Here is a 24,223-nt window from a genome sequence, read left to right on the forward strand (position 1 = left end):
CCTACCCCCGCATGCTCTCGAACACCTCCGGCACGCGGTAACAACCTTCCCTGCGCGTTCACCCGAAGCTTCGTCCTGCGCTCAACCATGCCCGGACGCAAGCCGATTGACGCGTCGTCAGCATCATCGTGCCCGCACGGCCGCCGCCGCTCAGCGTCGCCGTACGGCGTGGATGCCGTGCGCCCGCAGGGAGGTCCGCCGCTGCGTGCCCCCTGACGCCCCCTCAAGGTAGGGGGAGGGAGGCCCCGCCATGACCAACGTGATGCTGGACCCGAAGATCCCCACGGTCCCCACCGCTCCCGCCGCCACCGCTGCGACCGCCGCCGCCAGGTCCGCCGTCCTGGACGACGCCCACGTCGGCGACATCAAGGGTGCGCTCGGCACCATCCGGCTCGACGACACCACCCCCCGCCACGGACTCTCCGCCCGGCTCAAGACCCTGCTGGCGATCGTCGGCCCCGGCCTGATCGTGATGGTCGGCGACAACGACGCGGGCGCCTTCTCCACCTACGGCCAGGCCGGCCAGAACTACGGCACCCAGCTGCTGTGGACGCTGCTCCTGCTCGTCCCGGTGCTGTACGTCAACCAGGAGATGGTGCTGCGCCTGGGCGCGGTCACCGGTGTCGGCCACGCCCGGCTGATCCTGGAGCGCTTCGGCAAGTTCTGGGGCGCGTTCAGCGTCATCGACCTCTTCCTGCTCAACGCCCTCACCCTGGTCACCGAGTTCATCGGCGTCACCATGGCGGCCGGGTACCTGGGCCTGCCCAAGGTGCTCTCCGTGGTGCTGGCGGCGGCGATCATCATCGCCTCGGCCTTCACCGGCTCCTTCCAGCGCTTCGAGCGGGTCGCCATCACGCTCTGCGTCGGCTCGCTGCTGCTGGTGCCGATCTACTTCATGGTCCACCCGAAGACCTCACAGATGGCCCACGACTTCGTGACGCCGCAGATGCCCGGCGGCGCCGGCCAGCTCGCGGCCGTCATGATGGTCATCATCTCGATCGTCGGCACCACCGTCGCCCCCTGGCAGCTGTTCTTCCAGCAGTCGTACGTCATCGACAAGCGGATCACCCCGCGTTTCATGAAGTACGAGAAGGTCGACCTGTGGATCGGCATCGCGATCGTGATCATCGGCGCGGCCGCGCTGATCGGCCTCACGGCGGCGGCGTTCGCGGGCACCGACGGCTTCGGCCAGTTCTCCGACACGGCCGCCGTCGCCAAGGGCATCGAGGACAAGGCCGGCCACCTGGCGGGCGTGCTGTTCGCCATCGCCCTGCTGGACGCCTCGATCATCGGCGCCTTCGCCGTCTCGCTCTCCACCGCCTACGCCATCGGCGACGTCTTCGGCATCAAGCACTCGCTGCACCGCGGGGTCAAGGGCGCCAAGGGCTTCTACGCCGTGTACGCCGGACTGGTGGCCGTCGCCGCGACGATCACCCTGCTGTCCAACGGCTACACCCAGGGCCTGATCACCCAGTTCGTCCAGGTGCTGGCCGGGGTGCTGCTGCCCTCCGCCACCGTCTTCCTGCTGCTGCTCTGCAACGACAAGGCCGTGCTCGGCCCCTGGGCCAACGGGCCCCGGACCAACGCCTTCACCTCCACGGTGGTCGGCGTGCTGGTGATGCTCTCGCTGATCCTGACCGCCTCGGTGGTCTGGCCGGACATCAGCTCGGACGCGATCCTGTGGATCATGGGCGGCTGCGGCGTGATCGGGGTCCTGGTCGCGGGCTACTTCTTCACGGCCGGCCGCACCGGCACCAAGGAGGACCCGATCGACCGCACCGGCCGGGAGGACTGGCGGATGCCCCCGCTGGAGACCCTGGGCCGGCCGGTGATGTCCACCGCCCGCAAGGTCGGCATGGGCGCCCTGCGCGCCTACCTGCTGATCGCGATGGTCATGGTCATCATCAAGGTCGTCCAGACCGCGCTCAACCACTGAGCCGCCGAGCGGAGCCCGTACGGACGGGTGGCGGGCAGCGGCTCGCCACCCGTCCGTTCCTTTGCCCGCGATCCCCCGGCCCGCGTTGCCCGTGTTCCCCGTGTTCCCCGTGTGCTCCGTACTACCCGTGTTGCCCCGTTTCCCCGTGAATCCTCCGGAGGAGGTGCCGTCGTGCACACCCTGACCACCGTCGAGTTCCTGGTCCGGCTCGCCACCGGCGTCGCCTGCGGCGCGCTGATCGGCATCGAGCGCCAGTGGCGGGCCCGGATGGCCGGCCTGCGGACCAACGCCCTGGTCGCCGCCGGTGCCACCCTGTTCGTCCTGTACAGCGAGGCGGTCGGCGACACCGGCAGCCCCACCCGGGTCGCCTCCTACGTGGTCTCAGGCATCGGTTTCCTCGGCGGTGGCGTGATCCTGCGCGACGGGGCCGGCGTCCGCGGCCTCAACACCGCCGCCACGCTGTGGTGTTCGGCCGCGGTCGGGGTGCTGGCGGCCTCCGGCAAGCTGGAGCTGGCCGCGCTCGGCACCTTCGCGGTGCTCGCCGTCCACCTGGTGCTGCGCCCGGCCGGCCGACTGCTCGACCGGTCCCCGCAGTCCGGCAGCGACCCGGACTCCACCACCCGGGCCACCGTCCACGTGGAGTGCGACCGCAAGTCCGAGACCCACATCCGGGCCCTGCTGCTCCAGGCCCTGACCGCCTCCGGCCTGGCCCCGACCGGCCTGCGCGCCCGCCGCACCGAGCAGGGCGACGCCACCAGCCTGCGGGCCACCGTGGCGATCACGGGCCAGGTGGCCCCCGCGCTGGAGCAGGTCGTCAGCCGGCTCTCGCTGGAGCCGGGCGTCCGGGACCTGCACTGGCACCTGGACGACGAGTCGGACGAACCGGGCAGCCCCGCGCTCGCCTGAGCACGCCTGAGCATGTCCGCGCTCGCCTGAGCGCGCCGGGGGAGCCGAGGTAGTAGAACGGGAGGACCGTCACGCGTACCCTCCGGGAGGCCGTCCGATGCTGAGAGCCGACCCCGAGCACGGGCCGTTGGTGCCGATGCTGCTGGTGCTGACCCTCGTCACCGGGGTGGTGGACGCGGTCAGCTACCTGGAGCTCGGACACGTCTTCGTCGCCAACATGACCGGCAACGTGGTGTTCCTCGGCTTCGCCCTGGCCGGCGCCCCCGGTCTGTCCGCCACCGCCTCGCTGGCCGCCCTGGCCGCCTTCGTGCTCGGCGCCCTGGCCGGCGGCCACCTGGCCCGCCGCCTGCCCGGCCACCGGGGGCACCTGCTGACCGCCGCCGTCGCCGGCCAGGCGGTGCTCGTCGCCGCGAGCACCGTCCTGGCGGCCGTGCTCGGCCACGGCTCCGAGCCCGCCCGTTACACCCTGATCGGGCTGCTCGCCCTCGCCATGGGCGGCCAGAACGCGGTGGTCCGCTCGCTCAAGGTCCCCGACCTCACCACCACCGTGCTCACCATGACCATCACCGCCCTCGCCGCGGACCGCACCGGCCCGCGCCGGCTCGCCTCGACGGTGTGGATGTTCGCCGGAGCCCTCCTCGGCGCCGTCCTGGTCCTGCACGCCGCCGTCCCGGTCGCCCTGGGCCTGGCGCTCGCCCTGCTGGTCGCGGTCGCCGCCCTCACCCACCACGCCGCCGGGCCCGTCCCGGCCCCGGCCTGGACGGCGCGCCGCTGAGGCGGCGGCAGCTCCCCCGGTCTGCCTGCCGCCGGACCGGTCCGGCCGTTCCCGTCCGGATCCTGCTGCCCACCTCCCCGGGCGGACGGACAGACGGACAGACGGACAGACGGACAGACGGACGGACGGTCGCGTTCGAGGCCGGGCCCCTTTCACTCCTCCCGGCGGTGCCCGGCGCGGCCGCTCCAGAGCGGCTCCAGCCGGGCCCACTCGGCGGTCCAGCCGGTCTCGGCCCGGCGGTTGAGCGCGCTCAGGCGCAGCCGCAGCGCGAAGGCGATCAGGGCGGACAGGGCGAGCAGTGCACCGGCGCCGGTGCAGGCCGCGGAGACGGCGAGGGCGGTGCGGTCGAGCGGCGGATCGGTGGCGTTGCCGGCCGGATCGACCCAGACCTGGACGACGCCGCCGACGGTGGGTGGGCCGGAGGCCTCGACGGTGCCGGTGTGCGGGGTGGCCCCGGGGTAGGTCCAGGCGGCCTCGACCTCGATCCGGTTGCCGTAGCCGCCGGAGAACCGGCTGGTGGGAGCCGTGCCGCGGTTGGGTTCGGCGGTTACCACGGCGTCGATCCGGTGCAGCCGGGTCAGGTCGGTGTCGGCCTGCGGGGCGGTGGCGCGGAAGAGCAGCAGTGCGCCGCCGACGGAGAGGGCGGTGGCCAGCAGCCCGCCGACGACGGTGAGCAGCCAGGCGCGGGCGCGGGACCGGTCGAGCGGGCGGGCCAACGGTTCGTGCCGGGCACCGAAGGCCCGCCGCAGCTGACGGCCGGTTCGCTGTGGGAGCGACGCCGACCTGGCCGGGCGGGGTGTGCTGGACACGCGGGATCTCCTCAAGGACGCGGGCGCGTACGGGGTTTCGTTACCCAATCTCCACCCGACCGCCCCCCTCGCACAAGACCGGGGTTCGCTCGTGGTGCCGGCCGTCCCGGTTCGACCCGATTCGCCCTGGCCGGGCCCGGTCCACCCGGGACGTTCGGCCCTCGGCAGCGACCGCCGGGCCGGGCAGGCTGGAGTCCGGCCGCGCCCTCCGTGCCTGGGTGCGGCCCCGGTCCGGTGACCGTGGGGGTGCCGGGCCGTGGTGCGGCGCAGGGGGCGGTCGTGGGGCCGCCTCCTGCCCGCCCCTGTCGAGGAGTTGACGTTCCGCCAGGTCAGCGGCTTGTTCTCGCCGGATATACACTCGGTGTATATCCGGGGTGTATGGTCCTCCGCATGAGTGTTCCTTTGACCCTCCTCGGGCTGCTGGAGCGGGAGCCGAGCCACGGCTACGACCTCAAGCGCGACTACGACTCCTTCTTCGGCCGGGGCAAGCCCCTCCCGTACGGCCAGGTCTATGCGACCCTCGGCCGACTGGCCCGCGACGGCAAGGTGATGGCCGGTGAGGCCGAGCCGGGCGACGGGCCCGAGCGCAAGCGCTACGTCATCACCGAGACCGGGGCGACCGAGTTCGAGACCTGGCTCCAGGAGCCGGTCGCCCCCGAACCCACCCTGCAGTCCGTGCTGTTCACCAAGGTGGTGCTGGCCCTGCTGCTCGGCCGCGACGCCGAGCTGTACCTGGACACCCAGCGCAGCGCCCACCTGCGCCGGATGCGCGAGCTCACCGAACTGCGGCGCACCGGCGCCCTGGTGGACGCCCTGCTCGCCGACCACGGCCTGTTCCACCTGGAGGCCGACCTGCGCTGGATCGACCTCACCGCCGCCCGGCTGGACGCGCTCGCCGCGGAGGTGCGCGGATGACCGCGGTCATCGAGGCCCGCGACCTCGCCCTCGCCTTCGGTGAGACGCCCGCCCTGCGCGGGGCGAGCCTGTCCGTCGGGGCCGGCGAGGTGCTCGCCGTCATGGGCCCCAGCGGCTCGGGCAAGTCGACGTTACTCCACTGCCTGGCCGGCATCCTGGTGCCCGACGCCGGCGAGGTGCTGTTCGAGGGGCAGCGCCTGGACCGCATGAACGAGGCACAGCGCAGTGCCCTGCGCCGCGACACGTTCGGCTTCGTCTTCCAGTTCGGCCAGCTGGTACCGGAGTTGACGGCCGAGGAGAACGTGGCCCTGCCGCTGCTGCTGAACGGCGTCCGCCGGGGCGCGGCGCTGGCCCAGGCCCGCCCCTGGTTCGCCCGGCTCGGCCTGGACGGCCTGGAGCAGCGCCGCTCCGGTGAGCTCTCCGGCGGCCAGGCCCAACGCGTGGCGCTGGCCCGGGGGTTGGTGGCCCGGCCGCGGGTGCTGTTCGCCGACGAGCCGACCGGCGCGCTGGACTCGCTGACCGGCGAGCAGGTGATGGAACTGATGGTCGGCGCGGCCCGCGAGCAGGGCACCACCGTCATCCTGGTCACCCACGAACCGCGGGTCGCCGCCTACGCCGACCGCGAGGCGATCGTCCGCGACGGCCAGGCCCGTACGCTCTCCGCCGGGCCGGTGGCCCCGTGATCCGCTTCGCGCTCCGACTGGCCGTCAGCGGCGGCCGGGAGGCCGTGGCCCGGCTGCTGATGATCGCGGCGGCGGTGGCGATCGGGGTCGGGCTGCTGCTGTCGGTGCTCTCCAGCATCAACGCGATCGACCGCACCAACGCCCGGCAGACCTGGATGAACACGGGTGCCAAGGGGGCGACCGCGGCAGCCCCGGCGGACCCGCTCTGGTGGCACGCGCGGATGGACTACTACCGGGGCGCGAGCGTCTTCCGGGCCGAACTCGCCCCGACCGGTCCCCACCCGCCGCTGGTGCCCGGACTGAGTCGGCTTCCCGCGCCGGGCGAGTACTACGCCTCCCCGGCGCTCGCGAAGCTGCTGCGCGAGACCCCGGCCGTCGAACTGGGCGACCGCTTCCCGGGCCGCCAGGTCGGCACCCTCGGCGAGGACGCGCTGCCCTCCCCGGACACCCTCGCGGTGGTCATCGGCCGCACCGCCGACGAGGTCCGGGCGATGCCCCGGGCCACCACCGTCACCAGCATCGCCACCGCGCTGCCCACCGACTGCGAGTACGACTGCTACGGCGCGGGCGTGCACGGCGACGCACTCGTCCTGGTGCTCACCGTGGTGGCCGCCGCGCTGATCTTCCCGGTGCTGATCTTCATCGGCACCGCCACCCGGCTGTCCGCCGCCACCCGCGAGCAGCGCTACGCCGCGATGCGGCTGGTGGGGGCCACGCCGGGCCAGGTGTCGGTGATCTCGGCGGTGGAGTCCGCGGTGGCGGCGGCGGCCGGTACGGTGCTCGGCTTCGGCCTGTACTTCGCGTTGAAGCCGCTGGTGGCCGACGTGCCGTTCACCGGTGACCGGTTCTTCGCCACCGATCTCTCCCTGAGCCTGCCGCAGGCCGTCGGTGCGGCGGTGGGTGTGCCGCTGGCGGCCGCGCTCGCCGCCCGGTTCGCCCTGCGCCGGGTCACCGTCTCGCCGCTCGGGGTCTCCCGCCGGGTCACCCCGAAGCCGCCGAGCCCGTGGCGACTGGCACCGCTGGTGGCCGGTCTCGCCGAGCTGGGCTACTTCGTCGGCGACCACCCGAAGACCACCGACGGCCAGTCGCTGGCGTACCTGAGCGGCTTCGTCCTGGTCATGCTCGGCCTGGTGATCGCCGGTCCCTGGCTCACCATGGCGACCGCCCGGGCGGTCGCCCGGCGGACGGGTCGGCCCGCCTCGCTGATCGCGATGCGCCGTCTGTCGGACGACCCGAGGGCGGGCTTCCGCTCGGTCGCCGGCCTGGTGCTGGCGCTGTTCGTGACCACCGCGACCCTGGGCATCATGAGCACCATCAACGTGAACCGGGGCTCGCTCGACGGCGCTCCCGAGGTCCGCAAGGCGGTCGTGGCCACCCCGCTGCTCGGCCCGGAGCGATCCGCCGCGCTCCCCTCGGTGCCCGACGGGGTGCTCGCGCGGGCCCGGGCCGTCCCGGGCTTCGAGGGGATGGCACTGCTGCACGACAACCCGGCCGGGATCGGCGCGTCGCAGTACGGCCGGGAACGGATCGTGCCGGTCCTGGTCCGCTGCTCGGAACTGGCGCAGATCCCCGCCGTCGGCCACTGCGCCCCCGGGGCCGTGGTCGCGGCCGTCGACCGGAACGGCGTGCTGGACCTCCAGGCGCACCCGGAGAAGGAGTGGCCGGCGGCGCCGCTGTCCGCCGAGGAGGCCGCCGCCCTCCCGGTGTTCATCGTCTACGCGACCACCGACGACTCCCCGGCGGCCAAGGAGCAGCTGCGGACCCTGTTCACCGAGGAGTTCCCGGCCTACGTGACCAGGATGGCCGACGACTTCTCCGCCGAAGGGCAGAAGAAGCTCCAGGGCTGGCGGCAGCTGGCGAACGTGGTGCTGCTGACCACCCTGCCGGTCGCCGGGTGCAGCCTCGCGGTGAGCGTGGTCGCCGGACTGTCCGACCGCAGAAGGCCGTTCGCGATGCTCCGGCTGACCGGCGCGCCGCTGCGGCTGCTGCGCCGGGTGGTCGGACTGGAGAGCGCGCTGCCGCTGCTGGTGGTCTCGGCGCTCGCGATCGGGACGGGCTTCGCGGCGGCGGCGATGTTCCTCAAGTCCCAGATGGACTACGCCCTGGTCTCGCCGGGCCTGACGTACTACGGACTCACCGGCTTCGGCCTGGCCGCCTCGCTGGGCATCATCGCCTCGACCCTGCCGCTGCTGCGGCGGATCACCGGACCGGAGGCCGCCCGCAACGGCTGAGCGCCGTCGGCGAGTTGACCATCCCGCCGGTGGCCCTTCTGCCCGGTTGCCCCGTCGTCCGCGCTCTCAGCGGGCGACGGGGTAGCCGTGCGTCGCGGCCCGCACCGCCGGGGCGTACCGCGGCAGCCAGCTGCCGAGCACCAGCGCGGACGGGTAGAACATCGGCTCCGGCAGCGCGTCCACCGGGAAGCGCTCCCACCCGGCGCACGCGTGCGGCTCGGTGACCACGGCCTCGGCCAGGCTCGGCGGCGCCAGCACGGCGGCGGTCAGCCGGGGCCGGCCGAGCTCGTGGTCCAGGTGCACGGCGAGCACCCGCATGTGCTCGGCCGGCAGCACGATCCCGGTCTCCTCGGCCAGTTCGCGGGCCGCGGTCCGCTCGAAGGACTCGCCCGGGTCGACCTTGCCGCCGGGCAGGCTCCAGGTCGGCGGCTCACCGGCCGTGGTGCGGCGGCCGATCAGCACCCGGCCGTCGCCGGTGGGCACGATGACCCCGGCGCCCAGCATCGGTGCGACGGGTCCGGTGGGTACGACGGGTCCGGTGGGTGCGGTGGTCAACTCGCGTCCTCCCTCGTGGTGCCTGCCGATGTCGGGCCTGCCGGTGTCGGGCATGCCGTCGTGGTGCCCACCCGTGCGGGGCCTACCAGTTGCCGCGCTCGTAGTCCTTGAGGAAGCAGCCGTACAGGTCCTCGCCGGCCTCGCCGCGCACGATCGGGTCGTACACCCGGGCCGCGCCGTCGACCAGGTCGAGCGGGGCGTGGAAGCCCTCGTCCGCGAGGCGCATCTTGTCCGGGTGCGGCCGCTCGTCGGTGATCCAGCCGGTGTCGACGGCGGTCATCAGGATGCCGTCGGACTCGAACATCTCCTGGGCGCTGGTGCGGGTCAGCATGTTCAGCGCGGCCTTGGCCATGTTGGTGTGCGGGTGGCCGGCGCCCTTGTAGCCGCGCTGGAACACGCCCTCCATGGCGGAGACGTTGACGACGTACTTGCGGCGGGACGCGGAGGCGGCCATCGCCGGGCGCAGTCGGCTGATCAGGATGAACGGCGCGGTGGAGTTGCAGAGCTGGACCTCCAGCAGCTCGACCGGGCCCACCTCGCTGACGGTCTGCACCCAGCTGTTGGTGGGCGCGAGGTCGGGCACCAGGCCGCCGGCGTCGATCGCCGTTCCGGCCTCGATCCGGGCCGGGGTGGCGGAGCCGGTGACCAGCGCGAGCGAGGTGACGTCCTCGGCGGCCAGCCGCTGCTCGCCGCCGCCCGCCTGCTGGGGGAGGGCGGGCAGGTCGACGCTGCCGCTGTTGAAGCGGCCGATCGTGGTGGCCTGCGGCAGTGCGCCGGCGGGCAGCGGCGCGGACTCGGCGTTGACCAGCTCGCGGTAGGACTCCGGCGGGCGGCGGACGGTCTGCGCGGCGTTGTTGATCAGGATGTCCAGCGGGCCGTCGGCGGCGACCTCGTCGGCCAGGGCCATCACCTGGGCGGGGTCGCGCAGGTCGATGCCGATGATCTTGAGCCGGTGGATCCAGTCGGCGCTGTCCGGCATCGCCGTGAAGCGGCGGATCGCGTCGTTGGGGAAGCGGGTGGTGATGGTGGTGTGGGCGCCGTCGCGCAGCAGCATCAGCGCGATGTACATCCCGATCTTGGCCCGGCCGCCGGTGAGCAGCGCGCGCTTGCCGGTGAGGTCGGCCCGGGCGTCCCGGCGGGACCGGTTCAGGAGGGCGCACTTCTGGCACAGGTTGTGGTAGAACGCGTCGACCTCGACGTACCGGGTCTTGCAGGTGTAGCAGGAGCGCGGGCGCTCCAGGATGCCGGCGATCTCGGTGGTGGTGACGGTGGTCAGGCCGAAGGCGCCGGCCGTCTCGTCGTCGATCCGGGTCGGCGCGCCGGTGGCGGTGCGGGCGGTGACCTCGCGGTCGTTGGCCGTCTTGCGGGCCCGGGTCTCCTGGCGGCGGCGCTGCTTGAGCGTCCGGAATATGCCGCCGACGGCCTGGCGCACGGTGATCGCGTCCGGGTGGTCGACGTGCAGCTCGTCGAGCTCGGCGAGCACCTCCAGGCAGAGCCGCAGCCGCTCGGGGGCGAGGCCCGGACCGTAGTCGATCTCCTCCTCGCCTTGACCCTGCTCGATGTCCATCTGCTCGATGCTCACGCCCGCTGCTTTCCCGATCGCCCCGCCGTTACCGCCTGAATGCTACGGGAGCGGCCCCGGCCGGGGCGAAAGCCGGAAGCGGGAGCCCGGCCCCGACGGGCTTTGGAGGATCGCACATGTCTACGCGCGGAGCATTGATCATGCTTTGTGTGCACACCCAGCAATGGTGTTCGAACTGGCTTTTGTCCCCACCCTCACGGAGAATCGAATGCTGGGTGCCGGGCGCCCGAGTGCGCCCCGGCGGCATCGCCGCAACCGCACCCGAGGTGTACCTTCCCCCAGCCGGAGAGCCCCCTTCATGCGCTTCCTGAACGACCTCAAGCCCTCGTACGACCTGACGTACGACGACGTCTTCATGGTCCCCAGCCGTTCCTCCGTGGGCTCCCGGCAGGCCGTCGACCTCTCCTCGAACGACGGCACCGGCACCACCATCCCGCTGGTCGTCGCCAACATGACCGCCATCGCCGGCCGCCGGATGGCCGAGACCGTCGCCCGCCGCGGCGGCCTGGTCGCCATCCCCCAGGACATCCCCACCGAGGTCATCGCCGAGGTCATCTCCTGGGTCAAGCAGCGCCACCTGGTGGTCGACACCGCGATCACCCTCGCGCCCGGCGCCACCGTCGCCGAGGCCCTCTCGCTGCTGCCCAAGCGCGCCCACGGCGCCCTCGTGGTGGTCGAGGACGGCAAGCCCGTCGGCGTGGTCACCGACTCCGACTGCCAGGGCGTCGACCGCTTCACCAGCCTCGCCGACGTGATGTCCCGCGACCTGCTGCTGCTCGACGAGGGCCTCGACCCGCGCACCGCCTTCGACAAGCTCACCGAGGCGCACCGCAAGCTCGCCCCCGTCGTCGACGGCGAGGGCAAGCTGGTCGGCCTGCTGACCCGCAGGAACGCGCTGCGCGCCACCCTGTACACCCCGGCCGTCGACGCGAACGACAAGCTGCGGATCGCCGCCACCGTCGGCATCAACGGCGACGTCGCGGGCAAGGCCAAGGCGCTCATCGACGCCGGCGCCGACGTGCTCGTCGTCGACACCGCGCACGGCCACCAGGAGAGCATGATCAGCGCGCTGCGCGCCGTGCGCGGCCTGGACCCGCAGATCCCGATCGTGGCCGGCAACGTGGTCTCCGCCGCCGGTGTCCGCGACCTGGTCGAGGCGGGCGCGGACATCCTCAAGGTCGGTGTCGGCCCCGGCGCGATGTGCACCACCCGGATGATGACCGGCGTCGGCCGGCCGCAGTTCTCCGCCGTCCTGGAGTGCGCCGCCGAGGCCCGCCGGCTCGGCAAGCACGTCTGGGCCGACGGCGGCGTGCGCCACCCGCGCGACGTCGCCATGGCGCTGGCCGCCGGCGCCTCCAACGTGATGATCGGCTCCTGGTTCGCCGGGACCTACGAGTCCCCGGGCGACCTCCAGACCGCCGCCGACGGCCGCCAGTACAAGGAGAGCTTCGGCATGGCCTCGGCCCGCGCGGTCAGCAACCGCACCGCCCAGGACTCCTCCTACGACCGGGCCCGCAAGGCGCTGTTCGAGGAGGGCATCTCGCACTCCCGGATGTTCCTCGACCCGGCCCGCCCGGGCGTCGAGGACCTGATCGACTCGATCGTGGCCGGCGTGCGCAGCTCCTGCACCTACGCGGGCGCCAACACCCTGGAGGAGTTCCACGAGAAGGCGATCGTGGGCATCCAGAGCGCGGCCGGCTACGCCGAGGGCAAGCCGCTGCACTCCAGCTGGGCCTGATCCGGCTGCCCGGTCTCGCCCGGCTGCCCGGCCTGGTCAGCCTGCGGAGCCTGCCGCGCTGATCGGCCCGGCGGGTTCGCTGAGCCGGTTGGGCCCGCCCGCGTCCGTACCGTCGGCCGTCCGGTTCCTCGCTTCGGGGAGCCGGGCGGCCGCGGCCGTTCCGGGGCCCGCGCCGCCCTCGTGCCGCTCGGCGTCCGCTGCGAGCGCGGTGCGTCCGGCACGGTCGTGGGCGCTGCGGTCGCCGCCGTCGTGGTGGTCGCCGTGGTCGCCGTGGTTGTCGTACGGCACCAGCGGGAGCAGCAGCGCGTGGCCGAGCAGCCCGACGGAGCCGTCCAGCATCGTGGCGAAGGCCTGGGCGGCGGTCGGGAGCCCGCGCAGTTCCCAGAGCGCCTGGACGGCGGACCAGGCCCCTTCCCGGGCGGCCTCGACCGACCAGGCGCCGAGCAGGTGGGTGAGCAGTTCGGCGCACCCGGGCAGCTCGGACCCGGGCAGCAGCTGCTCCCGGACCACCGCCTCCACCTCGGCCAGCACCCCGTTGATCCGGTGGTAGTCCTGCTCGACCCCCGCCGGTGCGCAGTCCCGGCGGCGGCACAGCTCCACCACCGCGAGCGGCAGGTCGTGCTGGATGTGGGCGTTCATCCCGGCCAGCGCGAACTGCAGCGGGTGCACGCCCGGGTGGGCGCGCAGCGCGAACAGCGGCCGCCAGCAGGCGGGCGGCTCCTGCCCGGCCGAGTCGGCGGCCACGGCCAGCAGGTACCGCCCGGCGAACAGCGCGTCCAGCTCGGCCACCGCGGGCGGGTCGATGAAGTACCCGTCCGCGAGCCGGTCGCGGACCGCCTCTGTGACGGTGAGGTAGAGGCGGTTGAACACCGCCACCCCGTCCGCCAGGGGCAGGGCCGCCGCGATCTCCCGCAGCCGTCCGGCCACCTCCTCGACCGACGCCGGCGTGCGGGCCGCCACCGTGGCTGCCGATGCTGCCGTTGCCGCAGGGCCTGTTGCGGTACCGGGCATGTGCCACCCTCCGATGCCGATCGTGCACTGATCGCATCATCGTGACAGCGTGGAGGTAGGCCCGGTGGTCGCGGCGCGCGTCCGCGGAGCCCGTGTCACACGTTCAGGCCGCCCCCGCCGCAATGGGGTGCAGACTTGATCGTTGCTTTGCGTCGACTTTACCGATGCCCCACCTCCTGTCATGATCCCGAACGTGATCAACCGTCGTACCCTGATCGCCGCGCTCGCCGCGGCCCCGGCCCTCAGCACCCTCGGCGCCGCCGTGGGCAGCACCCCCGCGAGCGCCGCCGACCAGTACCCCTCCAACACCGCGCTGTACGCCGACCCCAGCCTGGTCGAGGGCGTCGACTACGGCCGCCGCTACCGCCGGCACCTGATCGACGACCAGAGCCCGCAGGGCCGTCCGGCCTTCATCCGGACCACCGTCGTCGCCCCGCACGGCGGCGGCATCGAGGGCGGCACCTCCGAGCTGTGCCTGGCCGTCGCCGGCTACCACCCCGCCGACCTCGCCCCGATCCCGGCCACCGGGCCGGTCCACGACTTCTGGATGTTCGAGGGCCTGCGCCCCTCCAACAACAGCGCGCTGCACGTCACCTCGACCCACTGCGACGACACCGTGGTCCGGGCGATGTGCTCCGGCAGCCTCAACGTGCTCTCGCTGCACGGCTGCACCACCGGCCAGGCAGGTCTGGAGGCGGGTGCCCGGGCCGTGCTGGTCGGCGGGCTGAACTCCACCTTCCGCCAGTACCTGATGGAGGAGTTCGGCGCAGCGGGCATCCGCGCCGTCACCGCCTCGGGCGAGGAGGAGATCGCCGGCATCTCCCCGGAGAACATCTGCAACCGCAGCATGCTCGGCGCGGGCGCCCAGTTGGAGCTGACCACCGAGCTGCGGGTCGCGATGTTCGCCCCCGGCAAGAACACCCGGGCCGACCGGGCGGCCAACACGCTGCCGCTGTTCTGGAGCTTCGCGACGGCCGTCCGGACCGCGATCCAGCGCCTGGAGGCGACCCAGCCCATCCTCTGAGCGGACACGGGGCCGGACCGCACCGGCCCCGGCTGCCACCGGTCCGGTCCGGGCCGGTGCGCCGGTCGTCAGCCCAGCTCGTAGGCCAGCACGTAGGTGTGGGCGCCGGACGCGTCGACGGCCAGCCGGAACTCGCCGGTGATCCCGGCCAGCTCGCCCGCCCCCGTGCCCGGCACCACGCGTATCGTCACACCGGTGGCGTCCCAGGCCGCGTGCTGCAGCACGAACGAGCCCTTGCGCCCGTCCAGTTCGCCCGTCACGTGCTCCACCGCGACGTACGAGGCCGGCCCGCCCGAAGCGTCGCCGACGGACAGCATCCGCACCTCGCCGCGACCGCTCAGCCCACCCGTGAAGGTCTTGGCGATCCGCACCCGCCCGAACACCGCGCCCTCGCGCTGCTCCGTCTCCACCGGCTCGAACGCCGTCACCTCGAACGACCCGCTCGCCTCGGCCATGGCACGCTCCCCTCGTCGGTCCTCACGCGCCGTCGACACGCGCCGCCCGGCACGTACTCCGACCCGTACGGTCGACTTCCGGCGACCGTGTGTGAAGCGTTGCACACGGCACTGACAATCGCGTCCGCCAGCGGCGGTCCGCCGTCCGCCAGCCGCCGGCGGCCTCCCGCGCTCCCGTACTTCCGGCGCCCCTGCCTCAGTGGTCCCAGCGCAGCGCCAGCAGCGCCGCGTCGTCCGCCAGCCCGGCGTCCCCGACCCAGCCCCGGACGTCCGCCAGCACGGCGTCCAGCAGGTCGGCGGGGCTGCTGCCGTGCAGTCCGGGCAGCCGCTCCGCCAGCGGGTAGAACCGGCCCCCGGAGTCCCGGGCCTCGGACACCCCGTCGGTGTGCAGCAGCAACAGGTCGCCCGGGCCCGGTTCGAAGCGGCTGGCCGAGTAGTCCTCCCCGGTCAGCTCGCGCAGGCCCAACGGCGGCGCGGGGACGGTCGGCGCGAGCTCCTCGACCCGGCCCGCCCGGCGCAGCAGCGGGGGCGGGTGGCCGCAGTTCACCACCCGCACCGGCTCCCGGCCGGCCGGCACGTCCAGCAGCAGCGCGGTGGCGAACCGGCCGTCGCCCGGCCGCGCGGTGAGCGCCGCGTCCAGCCGCTCGGCGAGCCGCCCGGGGTCGGGCTCGGTGCGGGCCGCCTCCCGGAACACCCCCAGCACGTCGGCGGCCGTCTCCACCGCCGGGAGCCCGTGGCCCTGTACGTCGCCCAGCAGGATCCGCACCCCGAAGCGGGTCTCCACCACGGCGTACAGGTCCCCGCCGATCCGGGCCTCGGCGGTCGCCGCGACGTACCGCACGGCCAGCCGCAGCGGCCCGATCCGTTCGGCGGGCGGCCGCAGCAGGGCCCGCTGGGCGGCCTCGGCCACCGTCCGGACCTGGTACAGCTGCCGCTCCCGGGCCGCCACCAGCACCACGCTGGCGGCACTGGCCAGGGTCGCCGCCAGCACCGTGACCGGCACGCTGATCCGCACCGAGAGCGGCAGCTGGGTGTTGTCGGACTCCAGCGCGCCGACCGCCAGCAGCGCCGCCGCGCCGACCAGCAGCGGCACCCGGGCCTTGCGGGTGGTGGCCCCGAAGAGCACCGGGGCCACCGCGAGCAACGGGGACAGGGTCGCTCCGGGGCCGAGGGCCAGGGCGGCCACCACCGCGGCGACCAGCAGGACGAGGGCGCCGTACAGCAGCAGCCGGGTCCGCCGTGGCAGGTGCAGCGGCGGAAGCCCGTCCGGGCCGTCGGCGCTCACGCGTTCTCCTCCAGTGGTCGGGAAGCTCCAGGCCCCAGGGCCTGTCCCCTGGATCCTTTGGATCCTTGCCGGGTCCGCCGGAATCCAGGAGACAGGCCCGAGGGCCTTCGAACCACTTTCCCCGCCCTGCCCCGGGTCAGCACCTCGGCGCGGGGGCGCACCGGCGGCGTGCCGGTGCTCGGACCCTCCCGGCACCTCGCCGCCGGGGCGGACGGGGCGCGCACCGGGCCCTGTCCGGCAGGGCCTAGGCTGGGCCGGGAGATGAGACGCAAGAACCGCCGCCCGGCCTCCCCCCTCCCGCAGCGCCTCGGCGTGGACCCGGTGCACCTGCGGCTGCCCCTGGAGGGCGACTGGCCGACCGTCCGGGAGCACCTGGTCGAGCGGCTGCCCGCGGTGGCGGCGGCGCGGATCGACGCGGCGCTGCGCGCGGGCGAGATCGTCGGCGAGCAGGGCCCGGTCGCCCCCGACGAACCGTTTCGTCCCGGCGCGCACCTGTGGTTCTACCGGGACCTCCCGGCGGAGGTGCCCGTCCCCTTCGAGCTGGTGGTGCTGCACCGCGACGAGCACCTGGTGGTGGTCGACAAGCCGCACTTCCTGGCCACCACCCCGCGCGGCCGGCACGTCATCGAGACGGCGCTCTGCCGGTTGCGGCACGCCCTCGACCTGCCCGCGCTCAGCCCCGCCCACCGGATCGATCGGCTCACCGCGGGCCTGGCCATGTTCGTGGTCCGCCCCGAGGACCGCGGCGCCTACCAGACGCTCTTCCGCGACCGGCAGGTGCGCAAGGAGTACCGGGCGATCGCGCCGTACGACCCGGACCTGGCACTGCCGTGCACGGTGCGTAGCCACATCGTCAAGGAGCGCGGGGTGATCGCCGCCCGGGAGCTCGACGCGCCGCCGAACAGCGAGAGCCGGATCGAGCTGCTGGAGCGCCGCGACGACCTCGCCTGCTACGGGCTGCAGCCGCTCAGCGGGCGCACCCACCAGCTGCGGCTGCACATGAGCGGCCTCGGAGTGCCGATCCTCGGTGACCCGGTGTACCCGGTGGTGCTGCCCGAACCGGCCCCCGACGACTTCCGCCGACCACTGCAACTGCTGGCCTCGACGGTCGAGTTCACCGACCCGCTGACCGGTCGGGAGCGCCGCTTCGAGAGCCGCCGCACGCTCGCCGCCTGGGACGACCCGTCCGGCTGGGCGGCCGGGGGCTGACCTCCCGCCGGGGGTGCAGGCCACCCGGGCCGATCTCCCGCCGGGGGGGGGGGGGGGGGAGGGGGAGGGGGAGGGGGAGTGGGAGTGGGCCCCCGGGTCCCGGTCCTAGGTCCGGCCGGCGGTCTAGGACGAACGGAGGGCCCGGCCCCGGTTCCAGGGCCGATCCGCCGCCCGCCCGGTGGCGCGATGGTAGGGCCATGAACGCAGCGCAGCACACCGATTCCGCTCCCGTCGCCCTGGTCACCGGTGCCTCCCGCGGCCTCGGGCTGGCCCTCGCCCGCACCCTCGCCGCCGAGGGCTGGCGGCTGGTGGTCACCGCCCGGGGCGCGACCGCACTCGCCGGGGCCGCGGCCGAACTGTCCGCCCTGACCGAGGTCGTCGCCCTGCCGGGTTCGATCGTCGACGACGACCACCGGGCCCACCTCGCCGCGGCCGCCGACCGCCTCGGCGGCGCGAGCCTCCTGATCAACAACGCCGGTTCGCTCAACGGCGCCACCGCGCCCGGCGCCGAACCGCTGCCCCGGATGGCCGACTTCCCGCTGCCGGACCTGCTGGAACTCTTCGAGGTCAACGCGCTCGCCCCGCTCGCCCTCACCCAGCTCGTCCTGCCGCAACTGCGCGCCCACGCCGGGGCCGTGCTGAACATCAGCTCGGACGCCGCCGTGGAGCCCTACCTCGGTTGGGGCGGCTACGGTGCCAGCAAGGCGGCGCTCGACCAGGCCACCGCCGTACTCGCCCGGGAGGAGCCGGAGTTGCGGGTCTGGGCGGTCGACCCGGGCAGCATGCGCACCGCGATGCTGCAGGAGGCCAGTCCCGGCGAGGACATCTCCGGCGAGCCGCTGCCCGAACAGGTCGCCCCGCTGCTGCTCGGCCTGCTGCACCACCGCACGCCGTCCGGCCGCTACCGCGCCGAGGACCTGGCCGCCCTCCCCGCCCCTGCCCCTGCCACCGTCCCCGCCCCTGCCCTCGGCCGGAGCGGGCGATGACCACCCTGGCCGCGCTGGGCCTCGATGTGACCGTCCCGTCCGAACTCTCCGCCCGCGCACCGGCGGAGGCCCGCGGCACGGCCCGGGACGGGGTGCGGATGCTGGTCGGCCGGCGCGACACCGGCGCCGTCGAGCACCACCGCTTCACCGAGCTGCCCGAGGTGCTGCGCCCGGGGGACCTCCTGGTGGTGAACAACTCGGCCACCGTCCCGGCCGCCCTCCCCGGCCGACTGCCCGACGGCACCCCGGTCGCGCTGCACCTGTCCTCCGCCCAGCCCGACCGACAGGGCTCCTACCTGGTCGAGTTGCGCCGGTCCGTGCCGGGCGCGGCCGCGGCCTACTACCCGCCGGAGGAGTCCCCGGCCCGTCCCGGCCTGCGCGTCGCCCTGCCGGCGGGCGGCGGGGCCGTCCTGGTGCAGCCCTTCACCGCCCGTCTCTGGTACGCCGAACTGTCCCTGCCCGCGCCCCTGTTGTCGTACCTGGACCGGCACGGCCGGGCGATCCGGTACGGCTACGTGGACCGCGACTGGCCGATCGAGGCCTACCGGACGGTCTTCGCGACCGTCCCCGGCAGCAGCGAAATGCCCAGCGCCGCCCGCCCGTTCACGCCGGACTCGGTGGCGCGGCTGGCCGGTCGGGGCGTGCTGGTCGCTCCGGTCACCCTGCACACCGGGGTGGCCTCGCCGGAGGCGCACGAGGCCCCGTACGCGGAGCGCTTCCACGTCCCGGCGGCCACCGCCCGGCTGGTCGGTCACGTCCGGGCCGAGGGCGGCCGGGTGGTCGCCGTCGGTACCACCGTGGTCCGCGCCCTGGAGTCGGCGGTCGCGCCGGACGGCACGCTCCAGGAGGCGGACGGCTGGACGGAGTTGGTGATCACCCCGGAACGCGGCGTGCGCGCGGTGGACGGCCTGCTCACGGGCTGGCACGAGCCGCGCGCCTCGCACCTGCTGATGCTGGCCGCCGTCGCGGGCCGTCCACTGTTGGCTGCCTGCTACCGCGCGGCCGTGCAACAGCATTACCTGTGGCACGAGTTCGGGGACGTCAACCTGCTGCTGCCGGACTGAGCGGGTGCCGCGGCCGACTGCCGGTCGCCCGGCCGGCAGGGGCTCAGGCCAGCAGGGTCCGCGCCACGTGGTGGGTGTCCAGGTACTCGCGGACGGCGGTGATCAGCCCGTTCTCGACGGTGAACACGCCCAGGCAGTGGTTCTCGTAGCGGGCGCCGTTGGCGGCCGTCCCGACGGCGGTCCACTCGGCCACCGCCTGCGGGCCGTCGGCGAGGACGCCGGTGAGGGTGAGGCTCGGCAGGCCGTCGGAGGCGAAGAGGGTGCCGACCTGACCGAGGAAGTCGCCGAAGATCTCCTGCTTGCCTCGCCAGGTGCGGGAGAGCGCCAGGTCGCCCGGGTAGGTCCAGGTGGCGTCCTCGGCGAACAGGGCGACGGCGGCGTCGAGTTCGCCTGCGGCGAGCCGGGTGACGTACTCGGTGACGACGGTGCGGGCGTCGTTCTGCGGCATGGTGGGCTCCTGTGGCTCGTCGTTCCGTCCGGTCGGGCTGCCCGGCCGTGGCACCAGCAAAGCCCTGCGGCCGCCCCGGGGGCCAACAACGCCCGTCCCGGGCCGACAACCCATCGTTGTTCACACAGGCGGCGGGTGGTCCGGCGGCAGTTCCAGCTCGAACCAGACCACCTTGCCGTCCGCGGTCCGGCGGCTGCCCCAGCGGTGCGCCAGCTCGTTGACCAGGTGGATGCCGCGGCCGCCCTCGTCCTCGCTGCGGGCGCGCCGGATCCGGGGCGTCTCGCTCTCCCGGTCCGCGACCTCGACGGTGAGTACCCGGTTGCAGAACAGCCTTAGCTGGACGGGTGATCCGGCGTGCACCAGGGCGTTGGTGATCAGCTCGCTGGTGAGCAGCTCGGCCCAGTCGGTGAGCGAGGCCAGGCCCCAGGCGGTGAGCGTCTCGCGGGTGAAGCGCCGGGAGTGGGCGACCATCGCGTGGTCGCCGGTGAGCGGCAGGACGGCGATCCGGTCGGCGCCGGCCGGGCGGACCTGCGCCATGATGACGGCGATGTCGTCCTCCTGGGTGCGCCCGGTGAGCCGGGTCAGGACGGCGTCGCAGGTCTGCTCCAGCGAGCGGCGCCGGTCGGCGACCGTGCGGCAGAGCAACTCCAGCCCCTCGTCCAGGTCGTGGCCCCGGCGCTCGACCAGTCCGTCGGTGTAGAGGGTCAGGATGGCCTGCTCGGGGAGGGTGAACTCGACGCTCTCGAACGGGACTCCACCCACGCCCAGCGGTGCGCCGGGTGGCAGTTCGACCAGGTGGGCGTTGCCCTCGGTGTCGGCGACGACGGGCGGCAGGTGGCCGGCGCAGGCGGCGGTGCAGCTGCGGTCCGCCGGGTCGTAGACCACGCAGACGCAGGTCGCGAACTGTCCCTCGCCGAGCGCCGAGGTGGCCTCGTCCAGTCGGTGCAGGACTCGTACCGGGTTGAGCTCCAGGGTGATCAACGTCCGTGCCACCGTCCGTAGTTGGCCCATGGTGGCGGCGGCCCGGATGCCGTGGCCCATCACGTCGCCGACGATCAGGGCGACCCGGCCGGAGGACAGCGGGACCACGTCGAACCAGTCGCCGCCGACCTCGCTGACCACGCTGCTCGGCAGGTAGCGGTAGGCCAGCTCCAGGCCGAGGGTGCGGTGGATCTCCTGCGGCAGCAGGCTGCGCTGGAGGGTCAGAGCGGTGTCCCGCTCCCGGCGGTAGAGCCGGGCGTTGTCGATCGCCAGTGCGGTGCGGGCGGCCAGCTCCTCGGCCAGCGAACGGTCCGCCGGTCCGAACGGCGCCGGATTGTGGGTGCGGACGAACTCCGCGCCGCCGAGCACCAGTCCGCGCGCCACCAGCGGCACCATCAGGTAGGAGTGCACCCCGGCGGCCAGCCCCGGCTCCACCCGGTCGGGGGAGGCGACGATCCGCCGCAGTTCCTGCTCCGTCACCTCGGAGACCAGGATCGAGCGCCGGGTCCGCAGGCTCTGCGCGTACACCTCGGCCGACTGCGAGGTCTCGCCGACCTGGTCCGCGGCCGCCGTCATACTGCCGTCCGGCGCCGACTCGCCGACCGCCACCGCCCGCATCAGCACCGGCCCGTCCCTCGGCACCGGCCCGGGCTCCTCGCCGCCGAGCACCGCGTCGCGCAGGTCCACCGTCACGAAGTCGGCGAAGCGCGGGATCACCACCTCCACCAACTCCCGTGCGGTGCGGTGCAGATCGAGCGTGGTGCCGATCCGGTTGCTGGCCTCGTTCAACAGGCCCAGCCGCTGCTGGGCGGCCCAGGCCTCGTCCAGCGCCCGCTGCCGGGCCGCGGCCGCGTCCCGCTCCCGGGTGAACAGCAGCGCATTGTCGATCGACACCGCCGCGCGTACGGCCAACTCCCCGGCCAGCGCCAGGTCCTCGTCCTCGTACGGGCGCTCCACCAGCGTCCGGTAGAAGCCCGCGACACCGACCGGATTACCGCGCGCGATCAGCGGGACGACCATGAACGAGCGCACGTTCTGCTCCCGCACCGCAGCCGTGCGCACCGGATCGTCGGCGAACCAGGCCAGCCCCTCCTCGTCCATCCGCGGCACCAGCACCGGCCTGCGGTGCGCCAGGCTCCACGCGTACGGCGAACCGGGCTGGAACCGGTGCACCCCGCCCAGTCGGGCGATCGGCGCCAGGGTGGAACCGCGCACCGAGTGGAACGCCATCCGCCGCAGCAGCGCCGAACCGTCCGCCGGGGCGCGCGGCTCGCGCTCGCCCCGCACGAGCTCCTCCAGCACCTCCACCACGACCGTGTCCGCCAGCCGGGGCGTCGCCACCTCGGCCAACTCGTGGGCGGTGCGGTCGAGATCGAGCGTGGTCCCGATCCGGGCGGAGGCCGTGTTCACCAGCGCCAGCCGCTCCTGCGCGGCCTTCGCCTCGCGCAACGCCTGCTGCCGGGCCAGCACCGTCTGGTGCTGGCGCAGGTACAGCCGGGCGTTGTCGATCGCGACGGCCGCGCGCGAGGCCAGCTCGTCGCCGAGCGTGATGTCCGCCTCCGCGAAGGACTCCCGCTCGCCGCGCCGCGAGTAGACCACCATGCCGAGCGTCGTGCCCCGCGCCACCAGCGGGGTGATCCGCACCGAGCGCGGCCGGTCGCCCAGGAACGCCCGGCGACGGCTCTCGCTGAGCGCGTCGGCCAGCGGCGACAGCTCCCAGGACGGCACCACCACCGTCCGCCCGGTGATCAGCGCCCGGGCGTACGGGGAGTCCGCGGTCAGCTCGTACACCGAGTCCACCGGCAGCGCGTCGGCCGGGTACAGCGGATCCGTGGTGGCCAGCGCCAGCCGGCGCACCAGCTGGGCCGCGTCCGGGGCGGGCGGCTCGACGTTGCGCCCGGCGATCAGCGCCTCCAGCGCGAACACCCCGCTGATGTCGGCGACCCGGGGCACCATCGCGTCCGCCAGCTCCCGGGCCGTCTGCCGCAGGTCCAGCGTGGTGCCGATCGAGGCGGTCGCGTCGACCAGCAGCGACAGCCGCTCCTGCGCCCTCGCCGCCCGGGCATCGGCCCGGTAGCGCTCGGTGACGTCGATGATGGTCGCGCTCACCCCGAGCACCCGCCCGCTCCGGTCCGCCAGCCGGAAGTACGAGGCGGACCAGGCCCGGTCCCGCTGCGGATCCCCCGGCGTACGGCCCTGGGTACGGAAGTCCACCACCGGCCGGCCGGTCGACAGCACCTGCCGCATCACCGCCTCGGCCTCGTCCCCGTTGATCCCGGGCAGCACCTCGGTGAGCCGGCGGCCCAGGTGCTCGGGCACGGCCAGGCCGTTCGCCACCGCCAGGGCCTCGTTCAGCCGCACGTAGCGCAGACCGGTGTCGAACACCGCCATGCCGACCGGGGACTGGGTGAAGAAACCGTCCAGCACGGCCAGGTCCGCCTGGATCCGGCGCAGCGTCGTCACCTCCGACGCCACCGCCAGCACCAGCGGCTCCCCGCCGGGCCCCCGGACCGGATGGGTCCGGAACTCCAGGTTCACCAGGTGCCCGTCCCGGTGCCGCACCGGGAACACCCCGGACCACTCGCGGCCCGCCAGGATCTCCCGGAACAGCTCCAGCACCTCCGGCCGGTGCTCGTCCGAGGTCAGCAGCCGGGCGGCCTTCGCCCCCACCGCCTCGTCCGCACGGTAACCGAGCAGTGCCTCCGCGTCGCCGCTCCAGTGCAGGATCCGCCCGTCGGCCTCGATCAGCGCCGTGGCGATCGGCACCATCAGCAGGGCGCCGTGCTGCGGCTCCCCCCGGCGTTGCGCGTCATCGTCCACCATGGCCAGAGAACCGCCCGGAGATCGTTCCCACCAGCCCTGCCATCCTCGCACGCAGCCCCCGCGCCCCGCCCCTCGTGGCCGCCGCCGACCCGCGCGAGCAGGCTGTACCCGATCCGGCACCGGGCGTCACCCGCGACCCTGGCTCCCCGCTCACCCGCGGCAACGCTCCGACAGCCGAACGAAGTTGGGCAGACGTCTGTCGGACGCCGGGGGACCCCTGCGATCCTCGGACAGAGCCCGCTCACCCGCACGCCCCGACCACCTGGAGGAGCCCCCATGCCAGACTTCGGCGGAGGATTCACCGACCCCGACGAGCCCACCGACGACCAGCCCGAAGACCTCGCCGACGAGCCCCCCACCGAGGAAGCCCCCACCCCCAACGACTGACCCCCATGGCAGGCCCCGACCCGCACAGGAAGTCAGCCGGATCGACTTCCTGCGTGGCCTGCGTTCCGGCCGGGCTGCTGTAGTCGCCGTGGGCAGGAGTTGCCCGGTGCCTGTCTGGTGGGTGTGCGTGGGAAGTCGGTGGGTCCGACTTCCTGTGTCGGCCGCGGGACCAGATGGCCTTTGCAGCCGAGGGTGGTCGGCTGGTTCGCGTCGGGGTGTCGGCGTGCATGGAAAGTCGGCCGGGTCGACTTCTTGTGTTGGTTGTGGCGGGGCCAAGCGGCCTTCCCGTTCCAGGTGGCTGGTTGGTCTGCGTAGGAAGTCGGCGGGTTCGACTTTCTGTGCGGCCTGCGTTCCGGCTGAGTGGCTGGTGCCGCCGTGGGCAGGAGTTGCCCGGTGCCTGTCTGGTGGGTGTGCGTGGGA

Annotated in this window: 19 protein-coding genes; 11 read left to right on the forward strand and 8 right to left on the reverse strand. The window is 74.0% G+C overall.

Going from position 1 to position 24,223, the window contains the following annotated elements; all coding sequences use genetic code 11:
* Positions 1-250: 250 nt before the first annotated feature.
* The 3 genes from ACFC1T_RS05370 (at position 251) to ACFC1T_RS05380 (ending at position 3,617) form a co-directional block, all read left to right on the forward strand.
* On the forward strand, positions 251-1,936 hold the full coding sequence (locus ACFC1T_RS05370; RefSeq protein ID WP_375883839.1) for an NRAMP family divalent metal transporter: 1,686 nt from the start codon (positions 251-253) through the stop codon (positions 1,934-1,936).
* Positions 1,937-2,107: 171 nt separating this feature from the next.
* On the forward strand, positions 2,108-2,842 hold the full coding sequence (locus ACFC1T_RS05375) for an MgtC/SapB family protein (RefSeq protein WP_375883840.1): 735 nt from the start codon (positions 2,108-2,110) through the stop codon (positions 2,840-2,842).
* Between the two features lie 97 nt (positions 2,843-2,939).
* Entirely contained in the window at positions 2,940-3,617 is a 678-nt protein-coding gene (locus tag ACFC1T_RS05380; protein ID WP_375883842.1) for a YoaK family protein, read from the forward strand.
* Between the two features lie 152 nt (positions 3,618-3,769).
* Here the strand turns inward: ACFC1T_RS05380 and ACFC1T_RS05385 are convergent, their stop codons facing one another.
* Positions 3,770-4,426, reverse strand: coding sequence for a hypothetical protein (locus ACFC1T_RS05385; protein ID WP_375883845.1), 657 nt, complete (start codon positions 4,424-4,426; stop codon positions 3,770-3,772).
* 390 nt (positions 4,427-4,816) lie between these two features.
* On the opposite strand from ACFC1T_RS05385, the gene ACFC1T_RS05390 reads away from it, so the two are divergent.
* Genes ACFC1T_RS05390 through ACFC1T_RS05400 form a run of 3 tightly spaced genes read left to right on the forward strand, consistent with a single transcriptional unit; the run spans position 4,817 to position 8,255 of the window.
* The gene (locus tag ACFC1T_RS05390) at positions 4,817-5,341 is read left to right on the forward strand and encodes a helix-turn-helix transcriptional regulator (RefSeq protein ID WP_375883847.1); all 525 of its coding nucleotides are present in this window, start codon (positions 4,817-4,819) and stop codon (positions 5,339-5,341) included.
* Complete coding sequence (locus tag ACFC1T_RS05395; RefSeq protein WP_375883850.1) at positions 5,338-6,024, forward strand: ABC transporter ATP-binding protein; 687 nt, start codon at positions 5,338-5,340, stop codon at positions 6,022-6,024. The genes ACFC1T_RS05390 and ACFC1T_RS05395 overlap by 4 nt, the downstream gene beginning before the upstream one ends.
* Complete coding sequence (locus ACFC1T_RS05400; RefSeq protein WP_375883853.1) at positions 6,021-8,255, forward strand: FtsX-like permease family protein; 2,235 nt, start codon at positions 6,021-6,023, stop codon at positions 8,253-8,255. Before ACFC1T_RS05395 ends, ACFC1T_RS05400 begins: the two co-directional genes overlap by 4 nt.
* Before the next feature lie 66 nt (positions 8,256-8,321).
* Here the strand turns inward: ACFC1T_RS05400 and ACFC1T_RS05405 are convergent, their stop codons facing one another.
* Entirely contained in the window at positions 8,322-8,810 is a 489-nt protein-coding gene (locus ACFC1T_RS05405; RefSeq protein ID WP_375883855.1) for an NUDIX hydrolase, read from the reverse strand.
* A gap of 82 nt (positions 8,811-8,892) precedes the next feature.
* Positions 8,893-10,377, reverse strand: coding sequence for an SDR family NAD(P)-dependent oxidoreductase (locus ACFC1T_RS05410; protein ID WP_375884028.1), 1,485 nt, complete (start codon positions 10,375-10,377; stop codon positions 8,893-8,895).
* A 313-nt stretch (positions 10,378-10,690) separates the two neighbouring features.
* Here ACFC1T_RS05410 and ACFC1T_RS05415 point away from each other — a divergent pair, with 313 nt between their 5' ends.
* Positions 10,691-12,130, forward strand: coding sequence for a GuaB1 family IMP dehydrogenase-related protein (locus ACFC1T_RS05415; RefSeq protein WP_375883858.1), 1,440 nt, complete (start codon positions 10,691-10,693; stop codon positions 12,128-12,130).
* A 36-nt stretch (positions 12,131-12,166) separates the two neighbouring features.
* Here the strand turns inward: ACFC1T_RS05415 and ACFC1T_RS05420 are convergent, their stop codons facing one another.
* Entirely contained in the window at positions 12,167-13,090 is a 924-nt protein-coding gene (locus ACFC1T_RS05420) for a DUF5995 family protein (RefSeq protein ID WP_375883860.1), read from the reverse strand.
* A gap of 232 nt (positions 13,091-13,322) precedes the next feature.
* Between ACFC1T_RS05420 and ACFC1T_RS05425 the strand changes: the two genes are divergently transcribed.
* Complete coding sequence (locus ACFC1T_RS05425) at positions 13,323-14,165, forward strand: poly-gamma-glutamate hydrolase family protein (RefSeq protein ID WP_375883862.1); 843 nt, start codon at positions 13,323-13,325, stop codon at positions 14,163-14,165.
* Between the two features lie 68 nt (positions 14,166-14,233).
* Here the strand turns inward: ACFC1T_RS05425 and ACFC1T_RS05430 are convergent, their stop codons facing one another.
* Together ACFC1T_RS05430 and ACFC1T_RS05435 are read right to left on the reverse strand one after the other, a co-directional pair.
* Positions 14,234-14,620, reverse strand: a complete 387-nt coding sequence (locus ACFC1T_RS05430; RefSeq protein ID WP_375883865.1) for a DUF3224 domain-containing protein — start codon at positions 14,618-14,620, stop codon at positions 14,234-14,236.
* A gap of 196 nt (positions 14,621-14,816) precedes the next feature.
* Complete coding sequence (locus ACFC1T_RS05435) at positions 14,817-15,905, reverse strand: PP2C family protein-serine/threonine phosphatase (protein ID WP_375883867.1); 1,089 nt, start codon at positions 15,903-15,905, stop codon at positions 14,817-14,819.
* Between the two features lie 261 nt (positions 15,906-16,166).
* Here ACFC1T_RS05435 and ACFC1T_RS05440 point away from each other — a divergent pair, with 261 nt between their 5' ends.
* From ACFC1T_RS05440 to ACFC1T_RS05450, 3 genes are all read left to right on the forward strand, one after another.
* On the forward strand, positions 16,167-17,114 hold the full coding sequence (locus tag ACFC1T_RS05440) for an RluA family pseudouridine synthase (RefSeq protein WP_375883868.1): 948 nt from the start codon (positions 16,167-16,169) through the stop codon (positions 17,112-17,114).
* 197 nt (positions 17,115-17,311) lie between these two features.
* Entirely contained in the window at positions 17,312-18,100 is a 789-nt protein-coding gene (locus ACFC1T_RS05445) for an SDR family oxidoreductase (protein ID WP_375883870.1), read from the forward strand.
* A complete protein-coding gene (locus tag ACFC1T_RS05450) occupies positions 18,097-19,164 on the forward strand; it encodes an S-adenosylmethionine:tRNA ribosyltransferase-isomerase (RefSeq protein ID WP_375883872.1) in 1,068 nt (355 codons plus the stop codon). The genes ACFC1T_RS05445 and ACFC1T_RS05450 overlap by 4 nt, the downstream gene beginning before the upstream one ends.
* Positions 19,165-19,207: 43 nt before the next feature.
* Here the strand turns inward: ACFC1T_RS05450 and ACFC1T_RS05455 are convergent, their stop codons facing one another.
* Positions 19,208-19,612 (reverse strand): nuclear transport factor 2 family protein, encoded by a 405-nt coding sequence (locus ACFC1T_RS05455; RefSeq protein ID WP_375883874.1) that lies wholly within the window; start codon positions 19,610-19,612, stop codon positions 19,208-19,210.
* 120 nt (positions 19,613-19,732) lie between these two features.
* Entirely contained in the window at positions 19,733-23,416 is a 3,684-nt protein-coding gene (locus ACFC1T_RS05460) for a SpoIIE family protein phosphatase (RefSeq protein ID WP_375883877.1), read from the reverse strand.
* Positions 23,417-24,223 lie beyond the last annotated feature (807 nt).

The organism is Kitasatospora sp. NPDC056076 (genome assembly GCF_042266305.1).
GTDB lineage: Bacteria > Actinomycetota > Actinomycetes > Streptomycetales > Streptomycetaceae > Kitasatospora.

What these genes read in the sequence shown, in the direction of transcription:
- ACFC1T_RS05410 (WP_375884028.1), bottom strand. Translation starts at nt 10,377, where the DNA reads ATGGACATCGAGCAGGGTCAAGGCGAGGAGGAGATCGACTACGGTCCG.
- ACFC1T_RS05450 (WP_375883872.1), top strand. Translation starts at nt 18,097, where the DNA reads ATGACCACCCTGGCCGCGCTGGGCCTCGATGTGACCGTCCCGTCCGAA.
- ACFC1T_RS05390 (WP_375883847.1), top strand. Translation starts at nt 4,817, where the DNA reads ATGAGTGTTCCTTTGACCCTCCTCGGGCTGCTGGAGCGGGAGCCGAGC.
- ACFC1T_RS05370 (WP_375883839.1), top strand. Translation starts at nt 251, where the DNA reads ATGACCAACGTGATGCTGGACCCGAAGATCCCCACGGTCCCCACCGCT.
- ACFC1T_RS05460 (WP_375883877.1), bottom strand. Translation starts at nt 23,416, where the DNA reads ATGGTGGACGATGACGCGCAACGCCGGGGGGAGCCGCAGCACGGCGCC.
- ACFC1T_RS05395 (WP_375883850.1), top strand. Translation starts at nt 5,338, where the DNA reads ATGACCGCGGTCATCGAGGCCCGCGACCTCGCCCTCGCCTTCGGTGAG.
- ACFC1T_RS05425 (WP_375883862.1), top strand. Translation starts at nt 13,323, where the DNA reads ATGATCCCGAACGTGATCAACCGTCGTACCCTGATCGCCGCGCTCGCC.
- ACFC1T_RS05445 (WP_375883870.1), top strand. Translation starts at nt 17,312, where the DNA reads ATGAACGCAGCGCAGCACACCGATTCCGCTCCCGTCGCCCTGGTCACC.
- ACFC1T_RS05440 (WP_375883868.1), top strand. Translation starts at nt 16,167, where the DNA reads ATGAGACGCAAGAACCGCCGCCCGGCCTCCCCCCTCCCGCAGCGCCTC.
- ACFC1T_RS05415 (WP_375883858.1), top strand. Translation starts at nt 10,691, where the DNA reads ATGCGCTTCCTGAACGACCTCAAGCCCTCGTACGACCTGACGTACGAC.
- ACFC1T_RS05380 (WP_375883842.1), top strand. Translation starts at nt 2,940, where the DNA reads ATGCTGAGAGCCGACCCCGAGCACGGGCCGTTGGTGCCGATGCTGCTG.
- ACFC1T_RS05430 (WP_375883865.1), bottom strand. Translation starts at nt 14,620, where the DNA reads ATGGCCGAGGCGAGCGGGTCGTTCGAGGTGACGGCGTTCGAGCCGGTG.
- ACFC1T_RS05455 (WP_375883874.1), bottom strand. Translation starts at nt 19,612, where the DNA reads ATGCCGCAGAACGACGCCCGCACCGTCGTCACCGAGTACGTCACCCGG.